This window comes from Streptomyces sp. NPDC043996 (genome assembly GCF_056435225.1).
In genome coordinates this window covers 329,998-354,758 of the sequence record NZ_JBWKEY010000006.1, presented here as the reverse complement: position 1 = coordinate 354,758, position 24,761 = coordinate 329,998, and the positions used below count along the sequence as shown (strand labels likewise).

The window sequence follows — 24,761 nt, the reverse complement described above, 5'->3', positions numbered from 1 at the left end:
CGAGGCGAGGCTGATGCCCCTTGGGCCGCCGCCGTTGCGGTCCGCCAGCGGGGCTCGGACGAGGCTACTGCTGTGACCGGCAACGTTAACCAGTTCGCCATGGATGAACGGAACGTTGGACAGGGCGGAACCGATGTCTGGACTACTGCGCTGAGGGGGCGCGCTGTGCGGTGAGCACGGGCTGGTAGTACCCGCTGGCGGCTGGACTGTGCCAGGCGATGTTGGTGAAGCCGGCTTCAGTCACGAACTCTGTCAGCTGCGGGAGCGTCAGTGCCCAGTAGGTGCTCCGGCGGACTCGGACCTGCCAGGTGTTCTCCGCGGGGATGAGCTGAAAGTGCTCCAGGTCGTAGCGCTCGCCGTCTTCATGCCAGTGCCACAGCTGGAAGGTGATCACGTGACCATCGCGTGTTCGCGAGAGCTGGGGAGGTGTCGCCGTGGGTCTGGTCTGACGCGCCTCGGCATAGGCCCGGACAGTGATCATCAGCAGTCCGTCGTCTCGGAGCACCCGTCTCATGCCGAGGAGTGCCGCCCGGAGATCTTGCCCGGAGAGCAGGTGCGGGAGCGAATTGTCCGCGCAGAGGACGGCTTCGAATGACGTTTCCTTGAACGGCAGTTGGCGCATGTCAGCCGCAGCGACCGGAAGCCGGAGTCCCCGGGCCGCGGCCTCGGTGGCGGCACGCGCGGCGGCGACCGGGCTCAGGTCACTGCCGACGACTTGGTGCCCTGCCAGGGCCAGTCCGATGGCCTGGGTGCCGATCCCGCACGAGCAGTCCAGGACGGTGTGCGGTCCCGCGCCGAGAGATTGGCGGACGAGCCCACCCAATACCTCGGCCTGGTAGGCCATGCTCGCGTCCCAGTCCCGGAACATCAGGTGGTAGTCGTGGGCCAAATCGTCGTAGAAATCCCGCACGGAGAGTTCGGGCATGTATCCCACCGTAGTGCGTGGCCGCCGGGGAGAGCGGGCGGTTTCAGGCAGCGCCTGCCTGACTTCAGCCGCCCCAGCGGATGCCCTTCTCGCTGCGGATACGGGCCCGGGGCTGCACGGTGTGGTTGCGGTGGTTGGAGTCAGCGATGCTGAACTGCCGCAGCGGTCCGAAGGGGGCCTCGATCGGGTTGGCCCAGAACGCGTAGGTCGGGGTGAAGCGCAGCTCGACCCGGTTCTTCTGCCGACCCGGTTCTTCTGCGCCCAGCGCCGGATGGGCTCGCCCTTGTGGGCGGACAGATTGTCCGGGGTGACGTAGATCGGGGCGCCGTCCGGGCGAGCCGCCCGGATCGACCTCAGCGCGGTCAGGGTGTTCGCGGCCCCCTTCTTGCGCTGGTTGACGCCCTAGAGCGTGTCGTCGCCGATCGAGTAGCGACCGTGAAAGTAGCGCACTCCGTGAGTACGGTGACAGATCGCGGGGATACCGCTCGGGCCGACCCTGTTCGGCCTAGCACGCCCCGCAGGTGGGCCAGATCTCGTCGAACCAGTGGATCGCGTTCCAGACCGTGTCCTCGTCGACCTGCACCCACTTCGCGAGCGCGGGTGCGCGGTTCCCGCCAGCCGAGGCCAGCAACATCATCGCGCGGCGGTAGCGCACCGCACTGGAGCTGCCCTTGCGCACGATCCGCTGCGGCTTCTGCCCCTCCTGGTCAGTCAACCTGCGCACACGGACAGGCTCAGCCACCACACCCCCAGCAGTCAGATCGGACGTCACCGCTCGTCCGACCGCTCGGACACCCAAACCGGCGAACCTACGTGGCCAAATCACTAGAAGGAGCCGCCCGAAGGGGTCTTCGCTGAACCGGCCGGTCACGGACTCGGGCGTTCCCGAGACGGGCTGACCACCGGGATTCATCTTGCGGTGGAGCAGGGACAGAAGCCTCTGTCGATCGTGATCACAGCCGGGCAGCGGGGTGACTCGTCGCAGTCCGAGCCGGTTCTAGAGGCGATTCGGGTGCCTCGGCTGGGGCTTGGGCGACCACGCAAGCCTCAGGCTCAGTTCGCCCAGAACGGGTGTCTCGTCTCGCGACGCGTAGGCCCCCTTGACCTCGTTCGTCGGCAAGCGCCTCACCACAAGAGCGACGGCTTCCGCCGACGTCACGACCTCGCCAAGCAGGCCGTAACCGGATGAGTAGACCTTGTAGGGCGAGCCGCCGCCGTACAGGATGCACGGGAGGTCGTCCTGGCCTGGCTCCAGCCGCGGCGGCACGCTGCGCAGGAAGTGCGGTGTGCCGTGAGTCGGGAAGGGAAAGAGACCGCACAAGCGCGGCTCGGCATGCGCGGCCCCTGGGAGAAGCGGGCGGCTCACCCCGGCCCGGGGCCGCCGGAGGTTCAGGAACCCCCCTCACCTGCACAGTCCGGCCCGAGCACCCTGGCCATCACCTCTCGGACCAGGGCGCCCACTCGGCTCGCGGAACCGGCTGCCCGCCACCCGCTACGACATGGGCAAATCGACTAGGCGCCCTCAAAGCCCCCCGAACGTAATCAACTCAGAGCCCGCGAACCACAAACTAGCTGAGAGATTTCTAAAGGTCAGCCGCCGTCGGCACACCCGCCGCACCCATCTGCTCCCACCCCATGGCAGCCACTGCCCTCGTGTTCATCGCCGGAACATGTGTAGCCACCGCCCTTCTGCGCGGAGGGGGCGCCGAAATCGGAACCATCCATGCTTACGCCAATCCCGCTGATCATGAAGAAGACCCCCACTATGGCCGTGCAGATGGCCCCACCCATCTGGACATCCAACTCGCCAGCCAGCTTGAGAGGAAGGATCGACAATGCACCGAGCGCGAGAAGGAAGAACACTACGGCAAGTGCAATATCGTTCCTCTTGACCCTGTGACCGTTTTTGCCCATTTCCACTCCACGAGATGCGCCAACTCTTTCGTCCGCTATACCAAGGCACTGGCGGCTGGCCAATACCTGAGCTTGCGTGATATTTGGTAACGCTCGCCGGTGGCGAGGATTCGGCCCACGTCATGACGGGGCGAGGGCCGTCGAGCGAGACACCCTCACACACATGCCTCTCGCCCGCGTCGTCCGCGAACGCCTCGACGCTCAAGAACTCCCAGCGCAACAGCCTTCGCAAACCGTCATCCAGCGCTATCACACAGGGCGAAACACTCAGCAAGAACACGATGCGGAAAGCTCCTTCACCTCAGCACGCGTGCCGGACGTACACGTCGGCGGCCTTTTGCCGATGGTCGGGAACCAGGTTCGTGGAAGATGAGGTGAGGGCCACCAGGCAGCCGCCCCATGCGGGACAGGTCGGCTCCGGGGGCGGTCGTCTCCTCGCGGCCCCGGCCCTCAAGGCGGAGCCGGAGCGAGGCCTCACCGTCACCACGCTGCCTGCGCCACCGGGTCACGGCTAGGGCCAGGGCGGTCAGCAGGCCGTCGTTGGCACCGCTGCGGTAGGCGGTCGGCAGGGTGCTGAGCAGCGCGTGGGTGACGGGTACCGACAGGTCCAGGTGCACGTACCGGACCGTGGACGTCGTGTCGACGACCAGATGCTGCACGACGATGATCAGGCGGCCGACGCTGTGCGGGCCCGCGTCGAACCACACGAACTGGGCCATCACCCCGGCCGTCGGCCTCAACCGGTCGGCAGCGGCGTCAAGTTCACTGCGCGCATGCTCGTGCCAGGCCTCGCCCCACCTCGCCGCCGCACCCGGATCCACCCCACCCGGCGCCCCAACCCCGACCCCAGCACATCCAGCGATCCGATCGCGGCGTGCGGTTCCGCGCCAGAGCGTCGATGAAGGCGACCAGGGTGGTAGCGAGGCGACGCACGCCGTCCGCGCTGTACGAGGTGCTGTTGGCGTCCGCACGCACGTACAGGTCGCTTCTGGCTCGGCCGTCGTAGTTGATGCCGAAGTGCAGGTCATCGACGGCTCCCCAGGAGGAACCGGGCTGCGCGTAGGCCGCAGTGCCGGAGAAGTCGATCGGCCTGACAAAAGGAAGGATGTTGAGGGTGGCGCCGAAGGGACTGGCGACCGACCCGGCGTCGGATGTCCCGGCCGCACGGCGGATATCGGAGACCTGGTGGACGGAGTGCCTTCCGACGCGCTCCAGTTCATCGGCGAGCGTGCGCGCGAAGTCGGGGAATCGCGCCGACAACGGCGCGTCCGCACGGACGGGCACGATGGTCGCCTGCGAGCCGTAGGACGCCCTCGCGATACACGTGCGGCCGGAGGCCCGGCATGGAGAAGGGTGAGGTCCTGACGTCCGCCGAGGTGACGGAAGAAGATGGTGGCCGCCGCGGTCAGGAACGTCGGCATCCGCACCCCGATCGAGTCGGCGATTCCCCGGCAGCCGGAGTGCCTCGGGGGCGTCGGCGAGATACGTCCGCCAGAAAGCGGCGTCTTCGGCGAATCGCGGAGAGTTCCGGTAGCGGAGGTCCTCCTGATGGATCGAATCCGGTCCACCAGGGGAGCGCGCTGACCTCGGCACAGTGGCCGGACAACGTCCTCGAACAGTCGCTCGTCGACCACGGTGACAACGCCGCCTTCGTGTACGACCACGGCGGCATTGACCTGCGCAACGTCCCGTGGCGGCTCGAGATGATCCCGGCCTCGGACTTCAGCGGGATGCCGACTGGAGCGTCCGATGCCAGTTGGCCCCATCCCAGCGCGACCATGGGTTCACCGTGAACATCCGAGTGGTCACCGGGGCCGACGTACACGGCGCGACTGGGGACCGCTGCGTGGCACTCGACGCCCGCGGGATACGGCGGCTGTCCCGCCTCCGCCGTTCCAGCAGCGAGGTAAATCCTTTCCATGGTGCGACGCCAAGGGCCATCGCGATGCCACGATGAAAGGCCGGGAATCTCAGGGCAAGGAACAGCGTGGGCGGCATCCGGGCACCGGCTCTCCCGCCGACAGGACGGCAATGCCGCTGCCGCGCTCCCCGGCTGTTCCCACGATGTGCGGCCAAGCTACTCCCGATTGGCCGGGAGGTCGATCACTGCGAAGCGCTGCGTCACCGCCGGGGGGACAACTCCTTTCCGTTTCGCCGCAAAAGCCGCGTTCCGGGGTCTTCCGCTGTCCTGTCGACGGGACAGCGGTACGGGCGCGTGTGCTTGTTGGCTGTTCGCCAGGCCCTTCGCCGGGCAGCACAATCCCCGGCGCCGCCGCGACGACAGGGTCACCGCGCCGCCCTGTTCCTTGACGGCCTCCCGCACCAGGGCAGTTGAATACGCAAGCCACCTGCCCGGATCGAGATATGATTCTGTATTTTGCAAGCAACTTCTGTATAGACTCGCATTCGTACAGCGCATGAAGACGGGAATGACGTGATGAACCCGCAGCGCAAATCCCAGCCCCCGGATAGCGGAACTAGTTTCGCTATCCGGATGACATTGACTAAGGAAGGGGGCGAGGACGTTGACTGAGTTGGAAAAGCTGGTGCGCGGCGTGCCCGATCCGGTCGTACGCGAATTCCTGTTGATGGCGGACGATAGCATCGTCGCGGTACTGCCCTACTCGCTGGCCATAGCCGCACGTCTCGGTGTGGCCGACGCATGTTCGCCGGACGGGTCGACGCCTGAGGAACTCGCGGCCGCCGTCGGCTTCGCGGCGGAGCCGCTCATGAGCCTGATGAACGCCCTCACCGGGGCGGGCTTCTTCGCCCGGGATCACCGTGGGCGCTTCACCCCCACGGAATTGGGTGCGGTGCTCAAGGCCGACTCACCCCTGTCGATGCGGGCCACGCTGTCCAACCTGGATTCCCACCGGGCCTGGTTGCAGGCGGCGGATGCCGCCGCGGAACGGCGGCCGCTCCCGGCGGCCTACGGCCAGACCTTCTTCGAGGACCAGGACACGAAGTCCACGTCCGACGCCGCCTTCAACTCCCGGATGCGGGAGCGCGCCAGGCGCCTGTACACCGGCATGGGCGCCCTGCCGGTGTGGGACGAGGCGCACACGGTCATGGACATCGGCGGCGGCATCGGCACGGTGTTGTCCATGATCCTGCAGGCCCAACCGCAGCTGCGCGGCGTGCTGTTCGATCGCGGATCCGTGGTCGATCTCGCGGCCCACGACTCCCCGCTCGCCCCGTTCCGGGACCGGTGCACGCTGGTGGCCGGCGACTTCTTCGACGAGCTTCCCAAGGGCGCCGACGTGCACCTGCTGGGCAGCGTGCTGCACGACTGGGACGACGAGAAGGCCGCCGAGATCCTGCGCGCCAGCGTCAGGGCGCTTGCCCCTGGCGGTCGAATAGTGGTGTGCGAGCTCATCGTTCCCGAGACCTCCGAAGCCCATCCGGCGCGCTGGAGCGATCTCGGCATGCTGGTGCTCCTCGGCGGCCGGGAGCGCACTTTGTCCGAGTTCGACAAGCTGTTCGCCGCCGCGGGCCTGGTCCGGGGCAGGGTGCTGCCCGTCGGGGAATCGATCTTCAACGTCATCGAGGCGATTCCGTCCGAGCCGGTTCCGGCGAGCGACTGACGACCCGTCCCTTCGACGGCGGGAGCGGCCGCTTCATCGTCTTGGCCAACGACGAGGGACAGCACTCGCTGTGGCCGGTGTACGCCGCCCTCCTGTCGGCCTTGACCGCCGCGACCGTGGCAACCCTCTCACTCGGCGCCCGCTGGTGCCGGGTGGCGAGACTCGGCGGGGACCGAGGTGACGGCCTGGAGTGGCCGCCGGACAACGGCCACATCAACACCGGCGCCCTCGGTCCCCCAGGGCCGCGGAGCGGCAACGGTCAGGAAAGGGACATGGTCTCTATGGAAAACGCCCTGGTAGTCGGCACCGGTTTGATAGGAACCTCAGCCGCGCTGGCCCTCAGAGCCCACGGTGTGAGCGTGTACCTGCGGGACGCGGACCCCACCGCGGCCAGGATCGCGTCCTCGCTCGGCGCCGGCACCGTGGAGAAGCCGCCGGGGACCGTGGATCTGGCCATCGTGGCCGTCCCTCCGGCGCTGGTGTCCGACGTCGTCGTACGCCTGCAGGCCGAAGGTGTGGCGCGGCACTACACCGACGTCGCCAGCGTCAAGACCAGGCCGCAGCAGGACGCCATCGCCCTCGCCTGCGACACCACGCGCTACCTCGGCGGCCACCCGATGGCGGGCAGTGAGCGCAGCGGGCCGCTCGCCGCTCGGGCGGACCTCTTCGACGGGTGCAACTGGGTGCTCACCCCGACCGCCGACACCCACACCGACACGCTGAACACCACGCTCGAACTCGTGGCGATGTGCGGGGCCGTGCCCGTGCTGATGGAGGCGGCGGCCCACGACCGCGCGGTCGGCCTCGTCTCGCACGCCCCGCACCTTGTGGCGAGCCTCGTCGCCGCCCTCCTGGAACAGGCCGACGAACGCATGGTGAGCCTCGCGGGGTCGGGTGTCCGCGACCTCACCCGCATCGCGGCCGCGGATCCGGACCTGTGGGTGGACATCCTCGACGCCAACGCACTGGTGGTGGCCGACCTGCTCGAAGAGCTGTCGGAGGGCCTGGACGACGCCGTCGCGGGCCTGCGGGCCATGGGGGCCACCGACGAGGACAAGCGCGGCAACGGCGCGCGCGTGGTCAAGGACCTGCTGCGCCGCGGCCAGGCCGGGCAGGCCCGGATTCCCGCCAAGCACGGCACCGTACCGGAACAGTACGAGACGGTGACGGTCGTGATCGGCGACCAGCCGGGCGAGTTGGCCCGGCTCTTCACCGACGCCTCCCGAGCGGGCGTCAACGTCGAAGACGTCCACCTGGAGCACTCGGCCGCCCAGCCAGCCGGTCTCGCTCAGCTCAGCGTCACCCGGGGCCTGCGCGAGGTGTTGGTGGCGGCCCTGCAGAGCCGCGGGTGGCGGCTCCGCTGAGCAGCGCTTCGCTGGATGTGCCGCGCCCTGCCGTCGTCGGAGTGCGGCGCCGTCGTGCCTTGTCGCGCCCATCCGGTGTGCTGTGGTGACGGTGTGCTGTGGAGACCGTGCGGGGTGGAGACAGTGCAGGGTGGAGACAGCGCGGGGTGGAGACAGCGCGGGGTGGGAGAACTCGCGAGGCGGGCGCCGGAGCGGCGCCCGCCTTCGCTGTCTCGAACGCGCCTGTCTACGGCTGCAGGGCCCCAAGCGCGGCGGGGTGAAGGACCCGTGGATCGGCGCCAGCAGCGGGCCTGACGAGGTCGGGACCGATGTCGGCGAGCGCGCGGATCCCGGCGAGTGCCATGGCGTCGGTGAGTTCACCGAGCAGGACGTTCAGCACGTCCGTCACCCCTTGGTCCGCGTCGACGGCGAGGCCGTGCAGGATCGGACGGCCCACGAGCACCGCGTCGGCGCCGAGCGCGAGCGCGGCGAGCACGTCCCGGCCACGGCGCACTCCCCCGTCGAGCAGGACGGGGACGCGCCCACCCACCGCCGCCGCGATCTCCGGCAGGACCTCGAGCGTCGCGGGAACACCGTCGAGCTGGCGCCCGCCGTGGTTGGACACGATGATGCCGTCCACCCCCGCCTCGACGGCCCGCACCGCGTCGGCGTCGGTGAGGATCCCCTTGAACAGGATCGGCAGCGGGCTGATCGAGCGCAGCCAGTCCACCACCGACCAGTCGAGAGGGGCGAACTCGGACCTGGCGTGCGCGGCCGGCACCGTGAAGTCCTGCCCGTCGAGGTTGGCCGGGACGATGCCCTCGGGGAGCCGGAAGCCGTTGCGCAGGTCCCGCAGCCTCCGGCCCATGTGGGGGGTGTCGACGGTGAGGACGAGCGCCTCGAAGCCCGCGCCCTGCGCACGCTCGATGAGGCGCCGCGTCATCGACCGATCACGCAGGCAGTAGACCTGCAGCCAGAGCGGACCGCCGTCGGCGGCGGCGAGTTCCTCGATGTCACGCCCGGCGAAGGTGCTGATCACGACCGGCATCCGGCCCGCCGCCGCCGTCCCGCGGACGGTGGCGAGCTCGCCCAGCGGGTGGGCCAGCGTGTGGTAGCCCATCGGGGCGACCCCCAGCGGCGCGTCCCAGGGGCGGCCGAGAATCGTGGTCGCGGTGTCCGGGCGGGCGGCGTCGCGCAGGACCCGCGGCCGCAGCCACAGCCGGTCGAAGGCCTCCGTATTGGCCGCCAGGGTCCGCTCCTCGCCCGCGCCGCCCTCGAAGAAGTCCCAGACCGCGGGGGCGAGTCGGGATCGGGCCGAGCTCGCGAAGTCGCCTAGCGTCAGTCTCATCGCCTGTCCTCCATGACACTCATCGCCGGCGAGGATCGCGCCGGGCCGCTACCGCCGCAGGGCACATCTCAGGCCTGGCCGGTCGGGTTGCTCGTCTGCTGGCGGTCCACGGCCTCGTAGAGGGCCTTGATGTTGTTGCTGCCGAAGGTGCGGGCGCCACGGCGGTCGATCAGTTCGTAGAAGAGAGTGCCCCTCTCGTGCCGCGACTCGGTGAAGATCTGCAGCATGACCCCCGCGTAGTCGCGGTCGGCCAGGACGTTGAGCTCGCGCAGCGCCTCCACCGGGACCCCGATCGGGCCGAGCCGGGGCGTCAGCATGTCGTAGTAGCTCGGCGGCGTGGTGAGGAAGCGCACGCCCCGCTCGGCGCTCTTGGGCACGGCGGTCAGGATGTCCTCGGTCAGGAACGCGATGTGCTGGACCCCGGCGCCGTCGTGGGTCGCGATGAACCGGTCGATCTGGCCCGGGGCACGGGTGATGTCCGGCTCGATGATGGTGAGCGTCAGCCGTCCGGACTCACTCTGGACGACCTTGGAGTCCATGGCCTGGGAGCCGACGATGATCTGCTCCTCGAAGGTCTGGCGGAGGCCGAATATCTCCTCGTAGCGGCGCACCGTCTCCGTCAGCGTGCCGGCGGGCACACACACCGCGAGGTGGTCGATCTCCGTGAAAAGGCCCGTACCGGAGCGGTCGTAGCCGCTCTCGTCGATCAGCGGGGCGAACGGGCCGTCGGCCCGGCCGCGGGAGACGAACCGGTGCTCCACGTCGCCGAACCCGCTCACCGAGGCGAAGACGACCTGGGCTCCTTCGGAGCCGACGGTGTGGGGCGGGGCGACGGGGTCGGCTCCCCGCTCGACCGCCTCGGCGAACGCGGCCTGAGCGTCGTCCACGCGCACACCGATGACACCGACGCCCTGGCCATGCCGCTCGACGTACTCGGCGGCACGGTGATCGGGGCTGGTGGCCGAGGTCACCAGCAGGGTGATGTCGTTCTGGCGCAGCAGCACCGACTCGCATCCGCGCAGACCCGTACGGGCTCCACCGCGACCGGCGACGGCGAAACCGAATTGGTCGCACAGACCGACGGCCGCGTCCTCGGCGTCTTCGACGAACAGCTCGATGTGGTCAATCGACTGGATCTCCACAGCCCACCTCCAGGGTGCACACTCAACGGAACTCAGCCGCGGCGCTGCGCCGCGGCAACCTCGGACTCGATGAAATCGGCCAGCCGTCGGATGCCCTCGTCCACATCAGCGTGGGTCAAGTAGCTGGTCGACAGCCGGATGGTGTGTTCACCCCCACCGTCCGGATGGAAGTAGGACATCGGCGTCCAGATGACACCGAAGTCCTGCGCGGATCGGCCCAGCGCGTCGTTGTCGGCGCGGAAGGCCACCTGCAGGGTCAGGAAGAAGCCCCCGCTGGGCGCGTTCCAGCTCACCTTGAGCCGGGACCGGCGCTCGGCGGGGAACTCGCGCTCCAGGACCCGCAGGGCGGCCTGCATGGTGTCGCCGTAGTGGGCGGCCATGCCCGTGTTCAGCTCGGCGGCACTGCCGCCGGACGCCAGCAGGGCGCCCGCCACCGCCGCCTGACTCAGTGCGGAGGTGTTCACGGTGATCATGCTTTTGATCTTGGCCAGCTCGTCGGCCAAGAGACCGGTGGTCCCGTCCGCGCTCACCACCTGCTGGTCGGCGACGGCGTAGCCCACCCGCGCGCCGGGGAACAGGGACTTGGCGTACGAGCCCAGGTGAATCACTCGTCGGCCCTGGTCGAGCGACTTCAGCGTGGGCACCTGTGCGCCGGGGCTGACCAACCGGTACGGGCTGTCCTCAAGGATTAGGAGGTCGAACCGGTCGGCCAGGGCCAGCAGTTCGTGCCGGGTCTCCAGCGGCATGGTGACGCCGGACGGGTTGGAGTGATCGGGGATCACGTACACCGCGCGGGGCTTGCGGCCCCGCGCGCGTTCGGCCAGGACCGCGGCCTCCAGGTCGGCACACGAAAGACCGCCCTCCCGTTCCTCGACGGCGACCACCTCGGCGTCGAGGAGCCGCGCCGCCCCGGTGATCCCCACGTAGCAAGGGCTGGAGACCAGCAGCACGTCGTCGGGACCGGACATGAGCGCGCGCAGCGCCAGGAACATCGCCTCCTGGCAGCCCACCGTGACCACGATCGACTCCGGCGGAACGTCGATGCCCTCGTCCAGGCGGAGCGAGTCGGCGATGATCTCGCGGATGAACCCGGCGGACGGCCCGTACTGGAACATCGCCCTGCGCACGTCGGCCGGTGAGCGCCCCTGGGCGGCCAAGTGGTCCAGATAGCGGCGCAGATGGGTGAAGATCTGCTCGGTGTCGAAGAATTCCTCGTACGGCCTGCCCGGGGCGAAGGAGATGGCCTCGGGGTAGTTCAGGGTGATCTCGTTGAGGAAGTTCATCGTGTCCATCACGGGATCCGCGATGCCGGGGTGCAGGTCCTCCTTGCGCAGGACCGCTCCGGCACCCGTCCGGGGTGCCCGGACAGCGTCACCGCCGATGTCTTTCGCCGCGCTGTACGTCTCGCTCATCATCATCGCCTTCCGAAGTGTGGAGTCTCGTTCAGACCCCGGAACGCGATGTTGCTCGGGGCTGGGTGTATCGCCGGTCAGGCCTGCACAGGCACACGGGGAACTCGTCGAGTGACCTGGTGCCAGGCGCGGGGTCCTGCGCCGGAACGCTCCGGCGCAGGACATCAGCGCATGCGGGTGGAACAACGAACGTCCCGCTCCCTACGAACGGCACGCGCGACCACGCGCTCCGGTCCTGGGATTCCACGGAGACGCCGGGTTCTGTCAGCCCGGCCATCCCCGTCGTCCATTCGGTGGCCCTCCCCCGTCACTCCGCCAGCTTGCGGGTGATGACCTCCATGATGTGTGCCGCGGACTTCGGCATGTGCAGGTCGTGGTGCGTGGCGTCCACGTCGTGCGACTCGATCGACCCCTGGATGAACGGCTCCCAGTCAGGCGCGTACGACGTGTCCTTGTCCTTCGTCGCGTTGAAGAACAGCAGGTCACCGCGGTAGACCGGAGTCTGGAACTCGGCCATCCGCTGCAGGTTGTTGGAACCCACCCTCGACATGTTGTCCATGAAGGTGTCCATGTTCTTGGTGTTCATGAACTGGCCGAAGAGCTCCTCGATGTCCCCTCGGTAGAGCTCCTTCGTCCGGCCGGCCACCTCCGGCAGCCTGAACCCGCTGCCTTCGCATGCTGGCTGGGAGTCCAGGACGGCCAGGAGAGCGATCTCGTGCCCACGCCGGTCAAGGACGTCCGCGATGGCCTGCGCGACCGGGCCGCCGAAGGACCAGCCGACCAGGTTGTAGGGCCCCTCCGGCTGGATCTTGAGTATCTGGGTGAGGTAGTCGTCGATCATCTCCTCGACCGACCCCGCCACCGGGTCCTCGCCGTTGGAGCCGCGGGACTGCAAGCAGTAGGCCGGCCGGTCCAGATACGGCGCGAAGGTGAAGTGCGCCCAGCCGAGGCCGCCGCCTCCGTGGAAGAACCACACCGGCGACTTCCCCGTCCCGGGATCCCTGTTCAACGGGAGCACGACATCGAGCGAGTCGGCGTGTTCGCCGGGGATGCTGCCGGACAGCAGCAGCGCGGCCAGCTCGACCACCGTGGGGTACTGGATGATCGTCCGCAGGGGCATTTCGATGCCGAATTCCTTGCGGATGCTGGCACTGAGCCGGGTGGCGAGGAACGAGTGCCCGCCGAGCGCGAAGAAGTCGTCATCGATACCGACCTTCTCCACGCCGAGCAACTCGCTGAAGAAGCCACACAGCTTCTCTTCATGGGAGTTGCGCGGCCCTCCGCCGCTGACGACGGCCGTGTACTCCGGGGGCAGCGCGCGCCGGTCCAACTTGCCCGCCGCATTCAGCGGCAGCTCCGAGAGCGGCACCATCGCGGCCGGGACCATGTAGTCCGGAAGGCGTCCACGCAGGTACTTGGGCAGCTCGGCGAGCAGCGGGCCGATCGCCTTGGCCAGAGCGGGGGTGTTCGCCCGGATCTGCCCGGCCGCCGCGCTGGGAACGAACCCTCCGGTGACGGTCTGCCCGGTTCGCTGTTCGGGCAGCAGGACCGCGTCGAAGCTGTGGACGGCCTGGCCCGACCAGGTCAGGACCACATCCTTGCCCTGCCGCCGCGCCCAGGCGAGGAGGTCCTGCGGATTGACCGGACTGCCGGAGGGAGCGTCCGTCTTCAGGACACCGGCAAAGGTCGCGTCGGCGGCCTCTTCGGTCAGGCGCGCGTTGGGTATCCCGGTCACCCGCACCGGGCCACCCGCCCGTTCCACACAGCCGTCCAGGCCGTCCAGGTCGGACACCTCCCGGCCCCACGGCACCGCGGGCACTGCGGCCAGGTCGAGGACGTCGGCCGGCTGCTTGTGCAGGACGACCTCGTAGCGGTGCCGGGTCAGCTCGTTGTGCGCCTGGCCCGCCTTCAGCCGGATGTCGACCCCGCCGGCGTGCTCACGCGCCCACTCGGTGAACCACTCCGGGGCGACCACCAGCTCCCCCTCGGCGAGCAGCGCCTGCTCCACCAGCGTCCGCACCTCGCCGTGCGAGGCGTGCGGGTGCGACCCGCGCTGCACCGCGGTCAGCAGCAGCCGGAGCGTCGCGGCGTTGCGGACGTCACCGACGATCAGGCGGCCGCCCGGGGCGAGGAGTTCCATGGCCTGGCGCAGCACCTGGTCCAGGTACTCGACGCTCGGGAAGTACTGCACCACCGAGTTGAGCACCACGGTGTCGAACCCGCCCTGGGGCAGCCCGGAGACGTCATCGGCCCCCTGGACGCTCAGGCGGACCCGGTCACCGTGCCCAGCCTGTGCGGCCTGCTCCCGGACGCGCTCCACGACCGTGGACGAGATGTCGGTGCCCCAGTACTCGTCCACCTCGCCGACGATCTCCGCGAGGAGCAGACCGGAGCCCACGCCGATCTCAAGGACCCGCCGCGGCGCGAACCGCCGCACCTGCGCCACCGCGGCCTCGCGCCACTCCCGCAGCTGCTCCAGCGGAATCGGCTGACCGTCGTACGCCGACGTCCACACCTGGAAGTCCTCGCCCAGCTCCGTGTCGCTGGAATCGGCGTACGTCTCTTCGTAGACCTGGCGCCACTCATCCACCTGGGCGTCGGCGTCGGCCATCACCGCGGCATCCGGAGCGGGCGCCACATAGCCCACGAGCCGCTGGTCGCCCTTGTGGTCCTCGCGCACCACGACCGCCGCCTGCGCCACCCCGGGATGCGCGGCCAGCACACTCTCGATCTCGGCCAGCTCGATGCGGAAACCCCGGACCTTCACCTGGAAGTCGCTGCGGCCGATGTACTCGACCTGGCCGTCCTTGGTCCACCGCACGACATCCCCGGTGCGGTACATCCGCGTCCCGGGCGCCCCGTAGGGGCAGGCGACGAACCGGTGCGCGGTCAGGCCGGTCTGCCCCAGATAACCCCTGGCGAGCCCGGCACCGGCCAGGTACAGCTCGCCGGTCACGCCGGGCGCCACCGGGCGCAGCGCCTCATCCAGCACGTACACCTGGGTGTTCCACACCGGCGCGCCGATCGGAAGGCGGTCCGCGCCCGGCTCGTGCCGCGACGCCGTGACCTCCACCGACGCCTCAGTGGGCCCGTAGAGGTTGTACACACCGCAGTCGGGCAGCGTGTAGGCGGCCCGGTTGGCCAGTGCCGGCGGGAACGCCTCGCCCGCGACCTCGATCCACCGCAGGCTGGTGCACTGCTTGGCCGCGGGTTCGGCGAGGAACACCTCCAGCAGGGAAGGCACGAAGTCCGCGCCGGTCACCCGCTCCCGCTGGATCAGCTCGGCCAGGTAGGCCGGATCGCGGCGCCCGTCCGGGCGCGCGATCACTACAGCCGCACCCACCTGCAAGGGCGCGAACAGCTCCGGCACCGACACATCGAAACTCGCCGATGTGCTCAGCAGCACCCGGTCCTCGGGGCCCACCTCGAAGTACGCGAGGCCCCACGCCAACCGGTTCATGATCGACCGGTGGGAGACCGGCACGCCCTTGGGGCCGCCGGTGGAGCCGGAGGTGAAGATGACGTACGCGACGTGGTCCGGCAGCAGCGCGCGCTCGGGGTTCGTCTCGGGATATCCGGACACGTCCGGAAGCGCTTCTTCGAGCACAAGGAGCGGCTTGGCGCCGTCGAGCATGTGCCGCACCCGGTCCTCGGGCAGCTCGGGGTCGATGGGCACATAGGCCGCCCCCGCCTTCACCACCGCGTACAGCGCCACCATCAGGTCCACGGAACGCGGAATGCGTACCGCCACCAGGTGCTCGGGGCCCGCGCCCTGTTCCACCAGCCAGTGCGCCAGCTGATTGGCACGCCGGTTGAACTCGCCGTACGTCAGCGTCTCCTGCTCGCCGACCAGCGCGATCAGGTCGGGGTCACGCTCCACCTGGGCTTCGAAGGCGCCCGGCAGGGTGTCGGCGGCCACCGGGTGCGCGGTGTCGTTGACGCCCCGCACCAGCCAGTCCCGCTCCCCCTCCGACAGCACCTCGACGGCGCTGACGGGGGCCATCGGGTCGGCGGTCACCTGCTCAAGGACGCTCACGAACCGGGCGGCGACGGCCTCGACCGTGTCCCGGTCGAACAGCTCGGTCGAGTACTGGAGGTCGCAGTGCAGCGCCCCCGACTCGTCTACGGCCATGTTGAAGAACAGGTCGAACATCGACGTCGACGTGACGTGCTGCTCGAACTCCACCTCGAGCCCGGGGAGTTCGAACTTCCCCCGCTCCCAGTTGTGCCAGGCGAGCATGACCTGGAACAGCGGCTGGTAGGACGTGGAGCGCTCGGGGTTGATCAACTCGACCAGGGTCTCGAACGGCACGTCCTGGTGCTCGTAGGCCGCCAGCGTCTTCTCCCGCACCTGCGTGAGCAGGTCGGAGAACGACGGGTCACCGGAGAGAGTCACCCGCAGCACCTGGGTGTTGACGAAGAACCCGACCAGGTCGGCCAGCGCGTCATCGGTCCGCCCGGCGATCGGACCGCCGATGGTCACGTCGTCCCCGCCGGCCAGCTTGCCCAGGAGCACGCCAAGGGCGGCCTGCAGGACCATCGGAATGGTCATGCCGCGCTCGTCGGCCAGCTTCTGCAGCCCGGCCCCCACCTCCGCCTCCAACGCGAAGGTGACCTTGTCGCCCTCCAGATTCCGTTGTGCGGGCCGCGGGCGGTCGAGCGGCAGGTTCAGCGGCTGCGGCACCCCGGCGAGTTCCTTGCGCCAGTACTCGGCCTGCGCCGCAGCCAGGCTGCCCGGGACCGCCACGTCACCGAGCAGCTCACGCTGCCACAGCGCGTAGTCCTTGTACTGCACGGGCAACGGCTCCCACCCCGGCTCGCGGCCCTCCAGGCGGGCGGCATAGGCGAGGGACACGTCCCGTGCTATCAGCCCGCCCGAGACGCCGTCCGAGGCTATGTGGTGCACGAGCAGGACCAGGAGGTGGTCCTCGGGGCCGCAGCGGAACAGGATCGCCCGGAAGGGGATCTCGGCCGCCAGGTCGAACCGGTGGGCGATGAACTCCTTGACCACTCCGGACACATCGTCGGGCGCCACCTCAACCACCGGCAGGGGCACCGACGCCTCAGCCGCCCGAATGATCCGCTGGTAGGGCTCACCCTGCTCGTCCGTCACGATCGTGGTGCGCAGCGGCTCGTGCCGTTTGACCAAGTCGCGGATCGCCGCGCCGAGGGCGTCCTGGTCCAGTGTCCCGGTCAGCCGGAACGCCGGGGAGATGTTGTAGGTCTCGGCCCCGCCCTCGAGCTGGTGCGTCAGCCAAATGCGGCGCTGTGCGAACGAAAGCGGAATCACTGGTCTTGCTCCTCTGTGATCATCCTGCGGAGATTGGGGCGAAGGGGAACAGCCGATTCCTCCGTCCACGCGGCGAGCGCGGAAACCGTCGACAGGTCGAAGATCTTGCGAATGGGAATCTCGATCCCCAACTCGGCTCGGACACGGTTGATCAGCCTGGTGGCGAGCAGGGAGTGCCCGCCGAGCTCGAAGAAGCCGTCGTCGATGCCGACCCGCTCCAGGCCGAGCACCTCGCCGAAGAGCTTGGCCAGCACCTCCTCGCGGGTGGTGCGCGGTGCCCGGAAGGGCGTGGTGGGAGTGAGGTCGGCGGCGGGCAGGGCCTTGAGGTCGAGCTTGCCGTTGGGCGACAGCGGCAGCCGCTCGAGCGCGACGTAGGCGGCGGGGACCATGTACTCGGGCAGCCGCCCGGACAGGTGGCCGCGCAGTTCGTCCAGGTCCGGGACGTCCTCGCCCTGGTCGGGGACGAGATAGGCGATCAGGTCGGGGGTGCGGTCGCCGTTCTCCTGGACCACGACGGCGGCCTGGGCGATGTGGGCGTGGGCCGTCAGGGCGGCCTCGATCTCGCCGGGTTCGACGCGATAGCCGCGGATCTTGACCTGGGTGTCGACGCGGCCCAGGTGCTGCAGCTCTCCGTCCGGGGTGAGTCGGGCGACGTCGCCGGTGCGGTACATCCGGGCGCCGGGCGGCCCATAGGGGTCGGGAACGAAGCGTTCGGCGGTCATGACGGGCTGGCGGTGATAACCGCGCCCGGCCCCGGCCAGATACAGCTCGCCCGGAGTACCCGGGGGCAGCAGGGTCAGGCGCGGACTGAGGATGTAGGCGCGCACGCCGGGGAAGGGGCGGCCGATGGGCACGCCGTCGGCATAGGGCTTGTCGGATTCCAGGAGGTGGGAGGTGGCGTAGAAGGTCTCGCTCGGGCCGTAGCTGTTGAGGACCCGCGCCTGCGGCCAGAGTCCGCGCACCCGCTCCGCCAGGGCCGGGGTCAGCACCTCCCCGGAGATGTTCAGGGCCGTGGGCCGGATGCGGTCGCCGAGCTGGTCGACGAGTTCCGCGAAGGCCGACGGCACCGAGCAGATGACGTCGACGTCCCAGCTCTCGCGTTCGGTCAGCGCGAGCACGTCCCGGACGATCTCGACGCTGCCGCCCCTGGTGAGCGCGGCGAACAGCTCGAAGGTGGCGACGTCGAAGCCGAAGGAGGCGGCGAGCAGCACCCGTCGGCCGGACTCCATCGCACCCTGCGCGACCATGGTGTCCACGGCGTTGACGATGGTGGTGTGGCTGACGCTGACGCCCTTGGGCACGCCGGTGGAGCCGGAGGTGTAGACGACGTAGACGAGGTTTCCGGGGCTGGCCTTCCGCCGTGCCTGCGCCTTTTCGGCGTCCGGAGCGGTCGCCAGGAGGTCGATGTCCTCGATGAGGACGAGGGGGACGTCCGTGGCCGGTACGACCGCCCGGGTGTCGGCGTCGGTGAGGAGCAGGTGGGGCTGGGCGCCGGGCAGGATGTGCGGGAGCCTGGCGGCGGCGTAGGCGGGGTCGACGGGCAGATAGGCTCCGCCCGCCTTGAGCACGCCCAGGAGCGCCACGGCCATGGTCGCCGTACGCGGCAGGACCACGCTCACCACCGTGTCCGGGCCCACCCCGCGTCCGGCGAGATCGGACGCGAGGCGCTCGGCGCGGGCGTCCAGTTCCGCGTAGGTGAGCGAGTCGCCCTCGCAGACCACGGCCACCGCGTCCGGGGTCCGCGTCACCTGCGCCTCGAAGAGCTCGGTGAGCGTGACCTCCCGGGCCGGGCCCGAGGTGTCGTTCAGCACGGCCAGCATCTGGTCGCGTTCGGCCGGCTCCAGGGACTGGAGCTGCGCGATCCTCAGCTCGGGGTTGGCGGCCAGCTGCCGCAGGAAGCCGACCAGGCGGGCCGCGTGCTTCTCCACCGTTTCCTGGTCGAAGGCGCCGAGGGCGTACTGGATGATGCCCTCGAGGTGCGGAGCGGCCGCCGCCATCAGGCACAGCGGATAGTGGTTGCCCGCGGACGGGCGGAAGCCGTCGTAGCCGACCCCGTCGGGGGCGTCGGAGGCGGCGCTGAGGCCGTCGTCGTCGACGGGGAACGACTCGAAGACGACCAGTGTGTCGAAGAGGGTCTGCTGACCGGTCGCGCGCTGGATCTCCGCGAGCCCGTAGTAGTGGTGATCCACGAGGCTGCCCTGCCGGCTCTGCAGCCGGGTGAGGAACTCGGCGAACGTGTCGCCGGGCGCGTACGAGACGCGCACGGGAACGGTGTTGATGAGCATCCCGACCATCGACTCCACGCCCGCCACCGCGGGCGGGCGCCCGGAGACGGTGGTGCCGAACACCACGTCCTGACGGCCGGTGAGTTCGCCGAGCACCAAGGCCCAGGCTCCCTGGACCAGCGTGTTCATGGTGATGCCCAGATCGGCGGCCACCCGGTCGAGCTTCAGCGTCACGTCGCGCGGAATCGTGATGTCGACCTGGCCGCGGCCCTCGTCGTCCGCGCCCTCGAAGCCGGGAGCGAGCACGGTCGGCTCGTCGATCCCTTCGAGTTCCTCGGCCCACACCCGGGCGGACACGTCCTGGTCCTGGCGGGCGAGCCAGGCGAGGAAGTCGCCGTAGTCGCGGGTCGCGGGCAGCCCGGACGGGTCGCCGTCGGCGGCGTACAGCATCAGCAGGTCCTGCAGGAGCAGGGGCGTGGACCAGCCGTCGTAGAGCACGTGGTGGGCGGTGATGACGAGTTCGGGGCGCTCGCGTTCGAGGACGGCGAGCCCGATCCGGATCAGCGGCGGGGTGGCCGCGTCGAAGTACGTGGTCCGGTCCTGCTCGAGGAACCGCTCGAACGCCTCGGTCCGCTCCGCCTCGTCGGCGGCCGTGAGGTCGAGGTGCTGCCACGGCAGGGCCACGTGCTCCGGCACCACCTGCACCACGTCGCCGTCCGCCCGGCCCACGAACGCCGCGCGGAGGATCGGATAGCGGTCCAGGAGCGCCTGCCCGGCCCGGCGCATCCGCTCCGGGTCGACCTCGCCGGTCAGGTGGAACACCAGCTGGATGTGGTACGGGTCGAACGACGCCCCGGCCAGGGTCGACTGGAAGAGGATGCCGGACTGCGCCGACGTCGCCGGCCACACCTTGTCCAGCTTGCCGAAGCGGTCCTCCCAGGCCTCGATCTCATCCTGGCCCACCTTCACCAGGGGCGCGTCGCTCGGGGTCAGCCCGCCGGCGTCGGGGGCGGTGGCGTGCTGGGCCAGGGCGGTCAGGGCCTCGGCCCACAGCCCGGCGAGCTCGGTGACCTCCTCGCGGGAGAGCACACCGGTGGGGAAGCCGAAGTAGGCGGTCAGTTCCTCACCGGCCGCCGTGTCGGCGGCCACCGCGCTGATCTCCAGGGCCGAGAGCACCGGCATGTCCGCGTCCGGTGCGGGGATCAGGTCCTGGTGCGTGGTGTCCCCGCCCCAGCCCAGGCCGCGCAGCTCCGCGGGCAGGTCCGCGCTGGAGGACTTGCCCAGGTAGTTGAAGCCGATCCGCGGCTGCCGCGCCGTCGCCAGCGCCTCTGCGGTCTCGGGGTTGAGGTGGCGCAGCAGGCCGTAGCCCATGCCGTTGTCCGGCACCGCCCGCAGCTGCTCCTTGACCGCCTTGAGCGCCTTGCCCGCGGCCTTGCCGCCGGAGAAGGCGTCGGCGATGTCGATGCCGGTCACGTCCAGGCGCACCGGGTACATGGCGGTGAACCAGCCGATGGTGCCCGACAGGTCCGCGCCGGGCACCAGGTGCTCCTCGCGGCCGTGACCCTCCAGGCGGACCAGGGCGGACGTCGCGGCGGTGCCGCGCGTCTGGCGCCAGCGCGCGAGGGCGAGGGCGAGGCCGGTCAGCAGGCCGTCGTCGACGCCGCCGTGGAACACGGCGGGCACGGTGTTCAGGAGGGTTTCGGTGACGTGGGCGGGGATCTGCACGCGGACGGTGTCCACGGTGTCCGTGACATCGCGCGCGGGGTCCAGCTCCCGCGCCCCGATCAGCGGGTCGTCCCCGGCCAGGATCTCCTGCCACACGGGCAGCTCCGCCACCCGCTGGGGGCTGGTGGCCTGCTCGGCCAGGGCGTGCGTCCACCGCCGCAACGACGTGCCCGGCTGGGCCAGTTGCGGCAGGCCGCCGTCGCGGACCCGCTGCCAGGCGGCGGCCAGGTCCGGGAGCAGGATCCGCCACGACACGCCGTCCACGACCAGGTGGTGCAGCACGATCAGGAGTCGGCCCGGCTCCGCCGCGGTGGCGGGGGTGAACCACACGAACTGCGCCATCACGCCTGCGTGGGGGTCGAGGCGGTCGGCGGCCGCGTCCAGCTCGGCCTGCACATCGGCGCCCTCGTAGGCGATCTCCCGCAGCAGCACGCCGGCGTCGGCGCTGCCGACCGGCTCCATCCGCAGGCCGGGGTTCGCCTCGTCGAGGCGGGAGCGCAGCACGTCATGCCCGTCGAGGACGGCCTGCAGGGTGGCGGTGAGGCCCGCCCGGTCGATGCCCTCGGGCAGGGTGAGCATCGCCGACATGCACAGCCGGTTGATGCCGCCGCCCAGGGCGAGCATGTGCGCCGCCGTGGGCGGCAGCGGAGCCCAGCCCACGCCGCCGCCGGGCAGCTCGGCAAGGGTCACGCGCTCCTCGTCCGCGCGGCCCTCGACCAGCTCCGCGAGCAGGGCGACGGTGCGGTGCTCGAAGATCTCGCGGGTGGTGACCACGACGCCGCGCGGCTTGGCGCGGGCGACGACCTGGATGGAGCGGATGCTGTCGCCGCCGCTGGTGAAGAAGTCGTCGTCGATGCCCACGTGTTCGGTGCTGAGCACGTCGGCGAACACCTCGGCGAGGACCCGCTCGACCTGGCTGCGCGGCGCCCGGTACGCGCCGCCCGCGAACTCCGGCTCGGGCAGCGCGGCCCGGTCCAGCTTTCCGCTCGCGGTCAGCGGCAGCCGGTCCAGGACAAGGAGTTGGGTGGGCACCATGTAGTCCGGAAGGCGCTTGGCCACGAACCGCCGCAGCTCCGCCACCGAAACGTCGGCGCTCCGGTCCGCTTCGCCGTCCGCGGCGCCCACCGGCGCCACGTAGCCGATGAGGCGCATGTTGCCGACGCGGTCCTCACACACCGTGACCGCCGCCTGGTTGACCGCGGGGTGCTGGGCGAGGACCGTCTCGATCTCGGTCGGCTCGACCCGGATGCCGTTCACCTTGACCTGGGCGTCGGCCCGGCCCGCGTACCTCAGCTGGCCGTTGTCGTCCCACTGGGCCAGGTCACCGGTGCGGTACATCCGCTCCCCCGGCTCGCCGAAGGGGCAGGCCACGAACCGCTCCGCGGTCGCGCCACCCTTCTGGTGGTAGCCGCGGGCGACAAGCCCGGCGACATACAGCTCACCGATCACACCCGGCGCGACCGGCGCCAGCTCCGGCCCAAGGACGTAGGCGCGCATGTTGGCGAGCGGCTGCCCGACCGGCACCGCGCTGGTCTCGCTCCACTGCCGCGGAAGCGTGAAGGTGGAGGCGTAGAAGCTCTCGGTCTGCCCGTAGGCGTTGACGACACGCACCCCGGGCAGGGCGCTGTGCACCTTGCCGACCAGGTCGGCCGAGAGCGCCTCACCGGCGAGGATGACGGTGTCCACCTCGAGCTTGAGGCCGCCCGCGCCGTCGGTGCCGAGCTGGTCGAGCAGGGCGGAGAACACCGTGGGCACGGCGCTGATGGTGGTGCCCGACCACTGGTCGCGCTCGGCGAGTTCGAGTACGTCGCGGACGATCTCGACGCTCGCCCCGGTGGTGAGCGCGGTGAAGATCTCGAACACCGAGACGTCGAAGTTCACCGAGGTCGCGGCGAGCATCCGCGAACCGGACTCCACGCGCACGATCCGGCTCAGGTCCCGCACGCCGTTGACCACACTGGCGTGGGTGATGCCCACGCCCTTGGGGACCCCGGTCGAGCCGGACGTGTACATCACGTAGGCGAGGTTCTCCGGCCGGACACCAGCGGCCGGGGCCGCGACGGCGGGACCGTCCAGGTCCAGGTCCAGGTCCAGGTCCAGGTCGCCGAGGTCCAGGAGCGGCGACCGGCTCTCGGCCACCGTCGCCGCCGCCTCGCCACCGGTCAGCACCAGGGCCGGATCGGCCGTGCTGAGCAGCAGGTCCACGCGCGCGGCCGGATAGTTCGGATCGATCGGCAGATACGCACCGCCCGCCTTGAGCACGGCGAGCAGCGCGACCGCCAGGTCCGCGTCGCGCGGCAGGGCCACCGCCACCAGGACGTCAGGACCGACCCCGCGCTCGCGCAGCACCGCCGCGAGCCGGTCCGCGCGGGCCTCCAACTCGGCGTACGAGAACGCCGTCTTCCCCGAGACCACCGCCACCGCGTCCGGCGTCCGCGCCGCCTGCGCGGCGACAAGATCCGCCACCGTCGCCGCGGGTACCGGTGTGGTCGTGGCGTTCAGCTGCGTGAGCCGGTCCCGCTCGGTGTCGGTGAGGACGTCCACGTTGCCGAGCCGCGTCTCCGGCTGGGCGATCACTTGCCGCAGCACGCGGATGTAACCGTCGATGAGGCGTTGGGCCGTGGAGTGGTCGAACAGCGCCGCGGCGTACTCAAGGCGTCCGTACGCGGCCCCGGACGGAGCCGGGATGAAGTTGAAGAACAGGTCGAACTTGGCGGCACCGGTGCCCACCGGAACGGGCGTGATCCGCAGATCCGGCAGCTCGATCTCCGACCACGGGAACTGCCAGGCCAGCATCACCTGGAACAGCGGCTGGTAGGAGGTGGCACGCTCCGGCGCCAGGAGCTCCACCAGGCGCTCGAACGGCAAGTCCTGGTTGTCGTACGCGGCAAGGGCCCTGACCCGCACCTGCTCCAGGAGATCACTGAACGTCGGATTGCCCGACAGGTCCACCCGCAGCACCCAGGTGTTGACGAAGAACCCGATCAGATCGTCGAGCTGCTCGTCCGCGCGCCCCTCGATCGGGCTGCCGATCGTCAGGTCGTTCCCCGCGCCGAAGTGGTGCAAGAGCACCGCGAGCACAGCCTGAGAGACCATAGGCGCCGTGGCACCGCTGCCCGCGGCCAGCTTCCCGATCCCGGCGAACAGCTCCGCTTCCAGCTCGAAGTCGACATAGCCGCCCCGGTGGTCGGTCACCGTCGGCCGCGGCCGGTCCAGGGGCAGCTGCACCGGCTGCGGCACGCCCTCCAACTGCTTGCGCCAGTGCTCCAGCTGCGCCGCGGTGACGCTGCTGGGGTCGTTCTCGTCGCCCAGCAGCTGCCGCTGCCACAGGGTGTAGTCCTTGTACTGCACCGGCAGCGGCTCCCACTGGGGGGCGCCGCCCTGCTGGCGGGCCGCGTAAGCGGTCAGCACATCCCGTACGAACGGCGCCATCGACGCCCCGTCCCCGGCGATGTGGTGGAACACGCACACCAGCACGTGCTCCTGCGGAGAGACCCGCAACACCACGGCCCGCAAAGGGAGCTCGGTGTCCAGGTCGAACGGCTCACACGCCACCTCCTGCAGCGCGGCGTCCACCGCCTCAGCGGCCACATCGACCAGCCGGACCGGGATGGCCGCCTCCTCCGGCGGCAGGATCCGCTGCTCCGGCGTGCCGTCCGCGTTCTCCACGATCAGGGTGCGCAGACTCTCGTGCCGGGTGACGACATCCCTCACCGCCGCGGTCAGGGCCGCCGTGTCCAACGGCCCCTCCACACGCAACGCGAACGGACCGTTGTATGTGGCGGACGGGCCTTCCAGACGGTGCAGGAACCACATTCGGCTCTGAGCAAAGGACAACGGGATCATCGACGCT

At 70.1% G+C, this 24,761-nt stretch carries 14 protein-coding genes and 1 pseudogene; 5 read left to right on the top strand and 10 right to left on the bottom strand.

The window, feature by feature from the left end; all coding sequences use genetic code 11:
* Window positions 1–142 precede the first annotated feature (142 nt).
* From AC07A4_RS18440 to AC07A4_RS18430, 3 genes are all read right to left on the bottom strand, one after another.
* Entirely contained in the window at window positions 143–925 is a 783-nt protein-coding gene (locus tag AC07A4_RS18440; RefSeq protein WP_478599575.1) for a class I SAM-dependent methyltransferase, read from the bottom strand.
* A 505-nt stretch (window positions 926–1,430) separates the two neighbouring features.
* Window positions 1,431–1,649 carry a hypothetical protein gene (locus AC07A4_RS18435; RefSeq protein ID WP_478599572.1) on the bottom strand — a complete coding sequence of 73 codons (219 nt, stop codon included), beginning with the start codon at window positions 1,647–1,649 and terminating at the stop codon, window positions 1,431–1,433.
* Between the two features lie 273 nt (window positions 1,650–1,922).
* Window positions 1,923–2,291, bottom strand: coding sequence for a DUF6193 family natural product biosynthesis protein (locus AC07A4_RS18430; RefSeq protein WP_478599570.1), 369 nt, complete (start codon window positions 2,289–2,291; stop codon window positions 1,923–1,925).
* Between AC07A4_RS18430 and AC07A4_RS18425 the strand changes: the two are divergent.
* Together AC07A4_RS18425 and AC07A4_RS18420 are read left to right on the top strand one after the other, a co-directional pair.
* Window positions 2,269–2,501 (top strand): annotated as a pseudogene (locus tag AC07A4_RS18425) (NF041680 family putative transposase); the annotation flags it as partial. The gene AC07A4_RS18430 and the pseudogene AC07A4_RS18425 sit on opposite strands and share 23 nt — an antisense overlap.
* Before the next feature lie 59 nt (window positions 2,502–2,560).
* Window positions 2,561–2,929, top strand: coding sequence for a hypothetical protein (locus AC07A4_RS18420; protein WP_478599568.1), 369 nt, complete (start codon window positions 2,561–2,563; stop codon window positions 2,927–2,929).
* A 206-nt stretch (window positions 2,930–3,135) separates the two neighbouring features.
* Here the strand turns inward: AC07A4_RS18420 and AC07A4_RS18415 are convergent, their stop codons facing one another.
* Both AC07A4_RS18415 and AC07A4_RS18410 read right to left on the bottom strand, forming a co-directional pair.
* Entirely contained in the window at window positions 3,136–3,558 is a 423-nt protein-coding gene (locus tag AC07A4_RS18415; RefSeq protein WP_478599564.1) for a hypothetical protein, read from the bottom strand.
* Between the two features lie 43 nt (window positions 3,559–3,601).
* Window positions 3,602–4,123, bottom strand: a complete 522-nt coding sequence (locus AC07A4_RS18410; RefSeq protein WP_478599562.1) for a hypothetical protein — start codon at window positions 4,121–4,123, stop codon at window positions 3,602–3,604.
* Between the two features lie 59 nt (window positions 4,124–4,182).
* Here AC07A4_RS18410 and AC07A4_RS18405 point away from each other — a divergent pair, with 59 nt between their 5' ends.
* The 3 genes from AC07A4_RS18405 (at window position 4,183) to AC07A4_RS18395 (ending at window position 7,787) form a co-directional block, all read left to right on the top strand.
* Window positions 4,183–4,632 carry a hypothetical protein gene (locus AC07A4_RS18405; RefSeq protein ID WP_478599559.1) on the top strand — a complete coding sequence of 150 codons (450 nt, stop codon included), beginning with the start codon at window positions 4,183–4,185 and terminating at the stop codon, window positions 4,630–4,632.
* Window positions 4,633–5,373: 741 nt separating this feature from the next.
* Window positions 5,374–6,423: a methyltransferase gene (locus AC07A4_RS18400; protein WP_478599556.1), complete on the top strand. Its 1,050-nt coding sequence runs from the start codon at window positions 5,374–5,376 to the stop codon at window positions 6,421–6,423.
* Window positions 6,366–7,787 carry a prephenate dehydrogenase gene (locus AC07A4_RS18395; protein ID WP_478599940.1) on the top strand — a complete coding sequence of 474 codons (1,422 nt, stop codon included), beginning with the start codon at window positions 6,366–6,368 and terminating at the stop codon, window positions 7,785–7,787. Before AC07A4_RS18400 ends, AC07A4_RS18395 begins: the two co-directional genes overlap by 58 nt.
* Window positions 7,788–8,013: 226 nt before the next feature.
* On the opposite strand, the gene AC07A4_RS18390 is transcribed toward AC07A4_RS18395, so the two are convergent.
* From AC07A4_RS18390 to AC07A4_RS18370, 5 genes are all read right to left on the bottom strand, one after another.
* Complete coding sequence (locus AC07A4_RS18390) at window positions 8,014–9,114, bottom strand: alpha-hydroxy acid oxidase (RefSeq protein WP_478599554.1); 1,101 nt, start codon at window positions 9,112–9,114, stop codon at window positions 8,014–8,016.
* Window positions 9,115–9,182: 68 nt separating this feature from the next.
* Window positions 9,183–10,256 carry a 4-hydroxyphenylpyruvate dioxygenase gene (gene hppD, locus AC07A4_RS18385; protein ID WP_478599551.1) on the bottom strand — a complete coding sequence of 358 codons (1,074 nt, stop codon included), beginning with the start codon at window positions 10,254–10,256 and terminating at the stop codon, window positions 9,183–9,185.
* 32 nt (window positions 10,257–10,288) lie between these two features.
* Window positions 10,289–11,668, bottom strand: a complete 1,380-nt coding sequence (locus tag AC07A4_RS18380) for an aminotransferase-like domain-containing protein (RefSeq protein ID WP_478599548.1) — start codon at window positions 11,666–11,668, stop codon at window positions 10,289–10,291.
* A gap of 307 nt (window positions 11,669–11,975) precedes the next feature.
* Window positions 11,976–16,958 (bottom strand): non-ribosomal peptide synthetase, encoded by a 4,983-nt coding sequence (locus AC07A4_RS18375; RefSeq protein WP_478599545.1) that lies wholly within the window; start codon window positions 16,956–16,958, stop codon window positions 11,976–11,978.
* Window positions 16,955–24,754, bottom strand: coding sequence for an amino acid adenylation domain-containing protein (locus tag AC07A4_RS18370; RefSeq protein WP_478599543.1), 7,800 nt, complete (start codon window positions 24,752–24,754; stop codon window positions 16,955–16,957). Before AC07A4_RS18370 ends, AC07A4_RS18375 begins: the two co-directional genes overlap by 4 nt.
* Between the last annotated feature and the right edge of the window lie 7 nt (window positions 24,755–24,761).

Bases quoted from the DNA above. Each gene is read 5' to 3' on its own strand.
- AC07A4_RS18415 (WP_478599564.1), bottom strand. From the start codon at position 3,558: ATGGCCCAGTTCGTGTGGTTCGACGCGGGCCCGCACAGCGTCGGCCGC.
- AC07A4_RS18405 (WP_478599559.1), top strand. From the start codon at position 4,183: ATGGAGAAGGGTGAGGTCCTGACGTCCGCCGAGGTGACGGAAGAAGAT.
- AC07A4_RS18420 (WP_478599568.1), top strand. From the start codon at position 2,561: ATGGCAGCCACTGCCCTCGTGTTCATCGCCGGAACATGTGTAGCCACC.
- AC07A4_RS18440 (WP_478599575.1), bottom strand. From the start codon at position 925: ATGCCCGAACTCTCCGTGCGGGATTTCTACGACGATTTGGCCCACGAC.
- AC07A4_RS18370 (WP_478599543.1), bottom strand. From the start codon at position 24,754: ATGATCCCGTTGTCCTTTGCTCAGAGCCGAATGTGGTTCCTGCACCGT.
- AC07A4_RS18380 (WP_478599548.1), bottom strand. From the start codon at position 11,668: ATGAGCGAGACGTACAGCGCGGCGAAAGACATCGGCGGTGACGCTGTC.
- AC07A4_RS18390 (WP_478599554.1), bottom strand. From the start codon at position 9,114: ATGAGACTGACGCTAGGCGACTTCGCGAGCTCGGCCCGATCCCGACTC.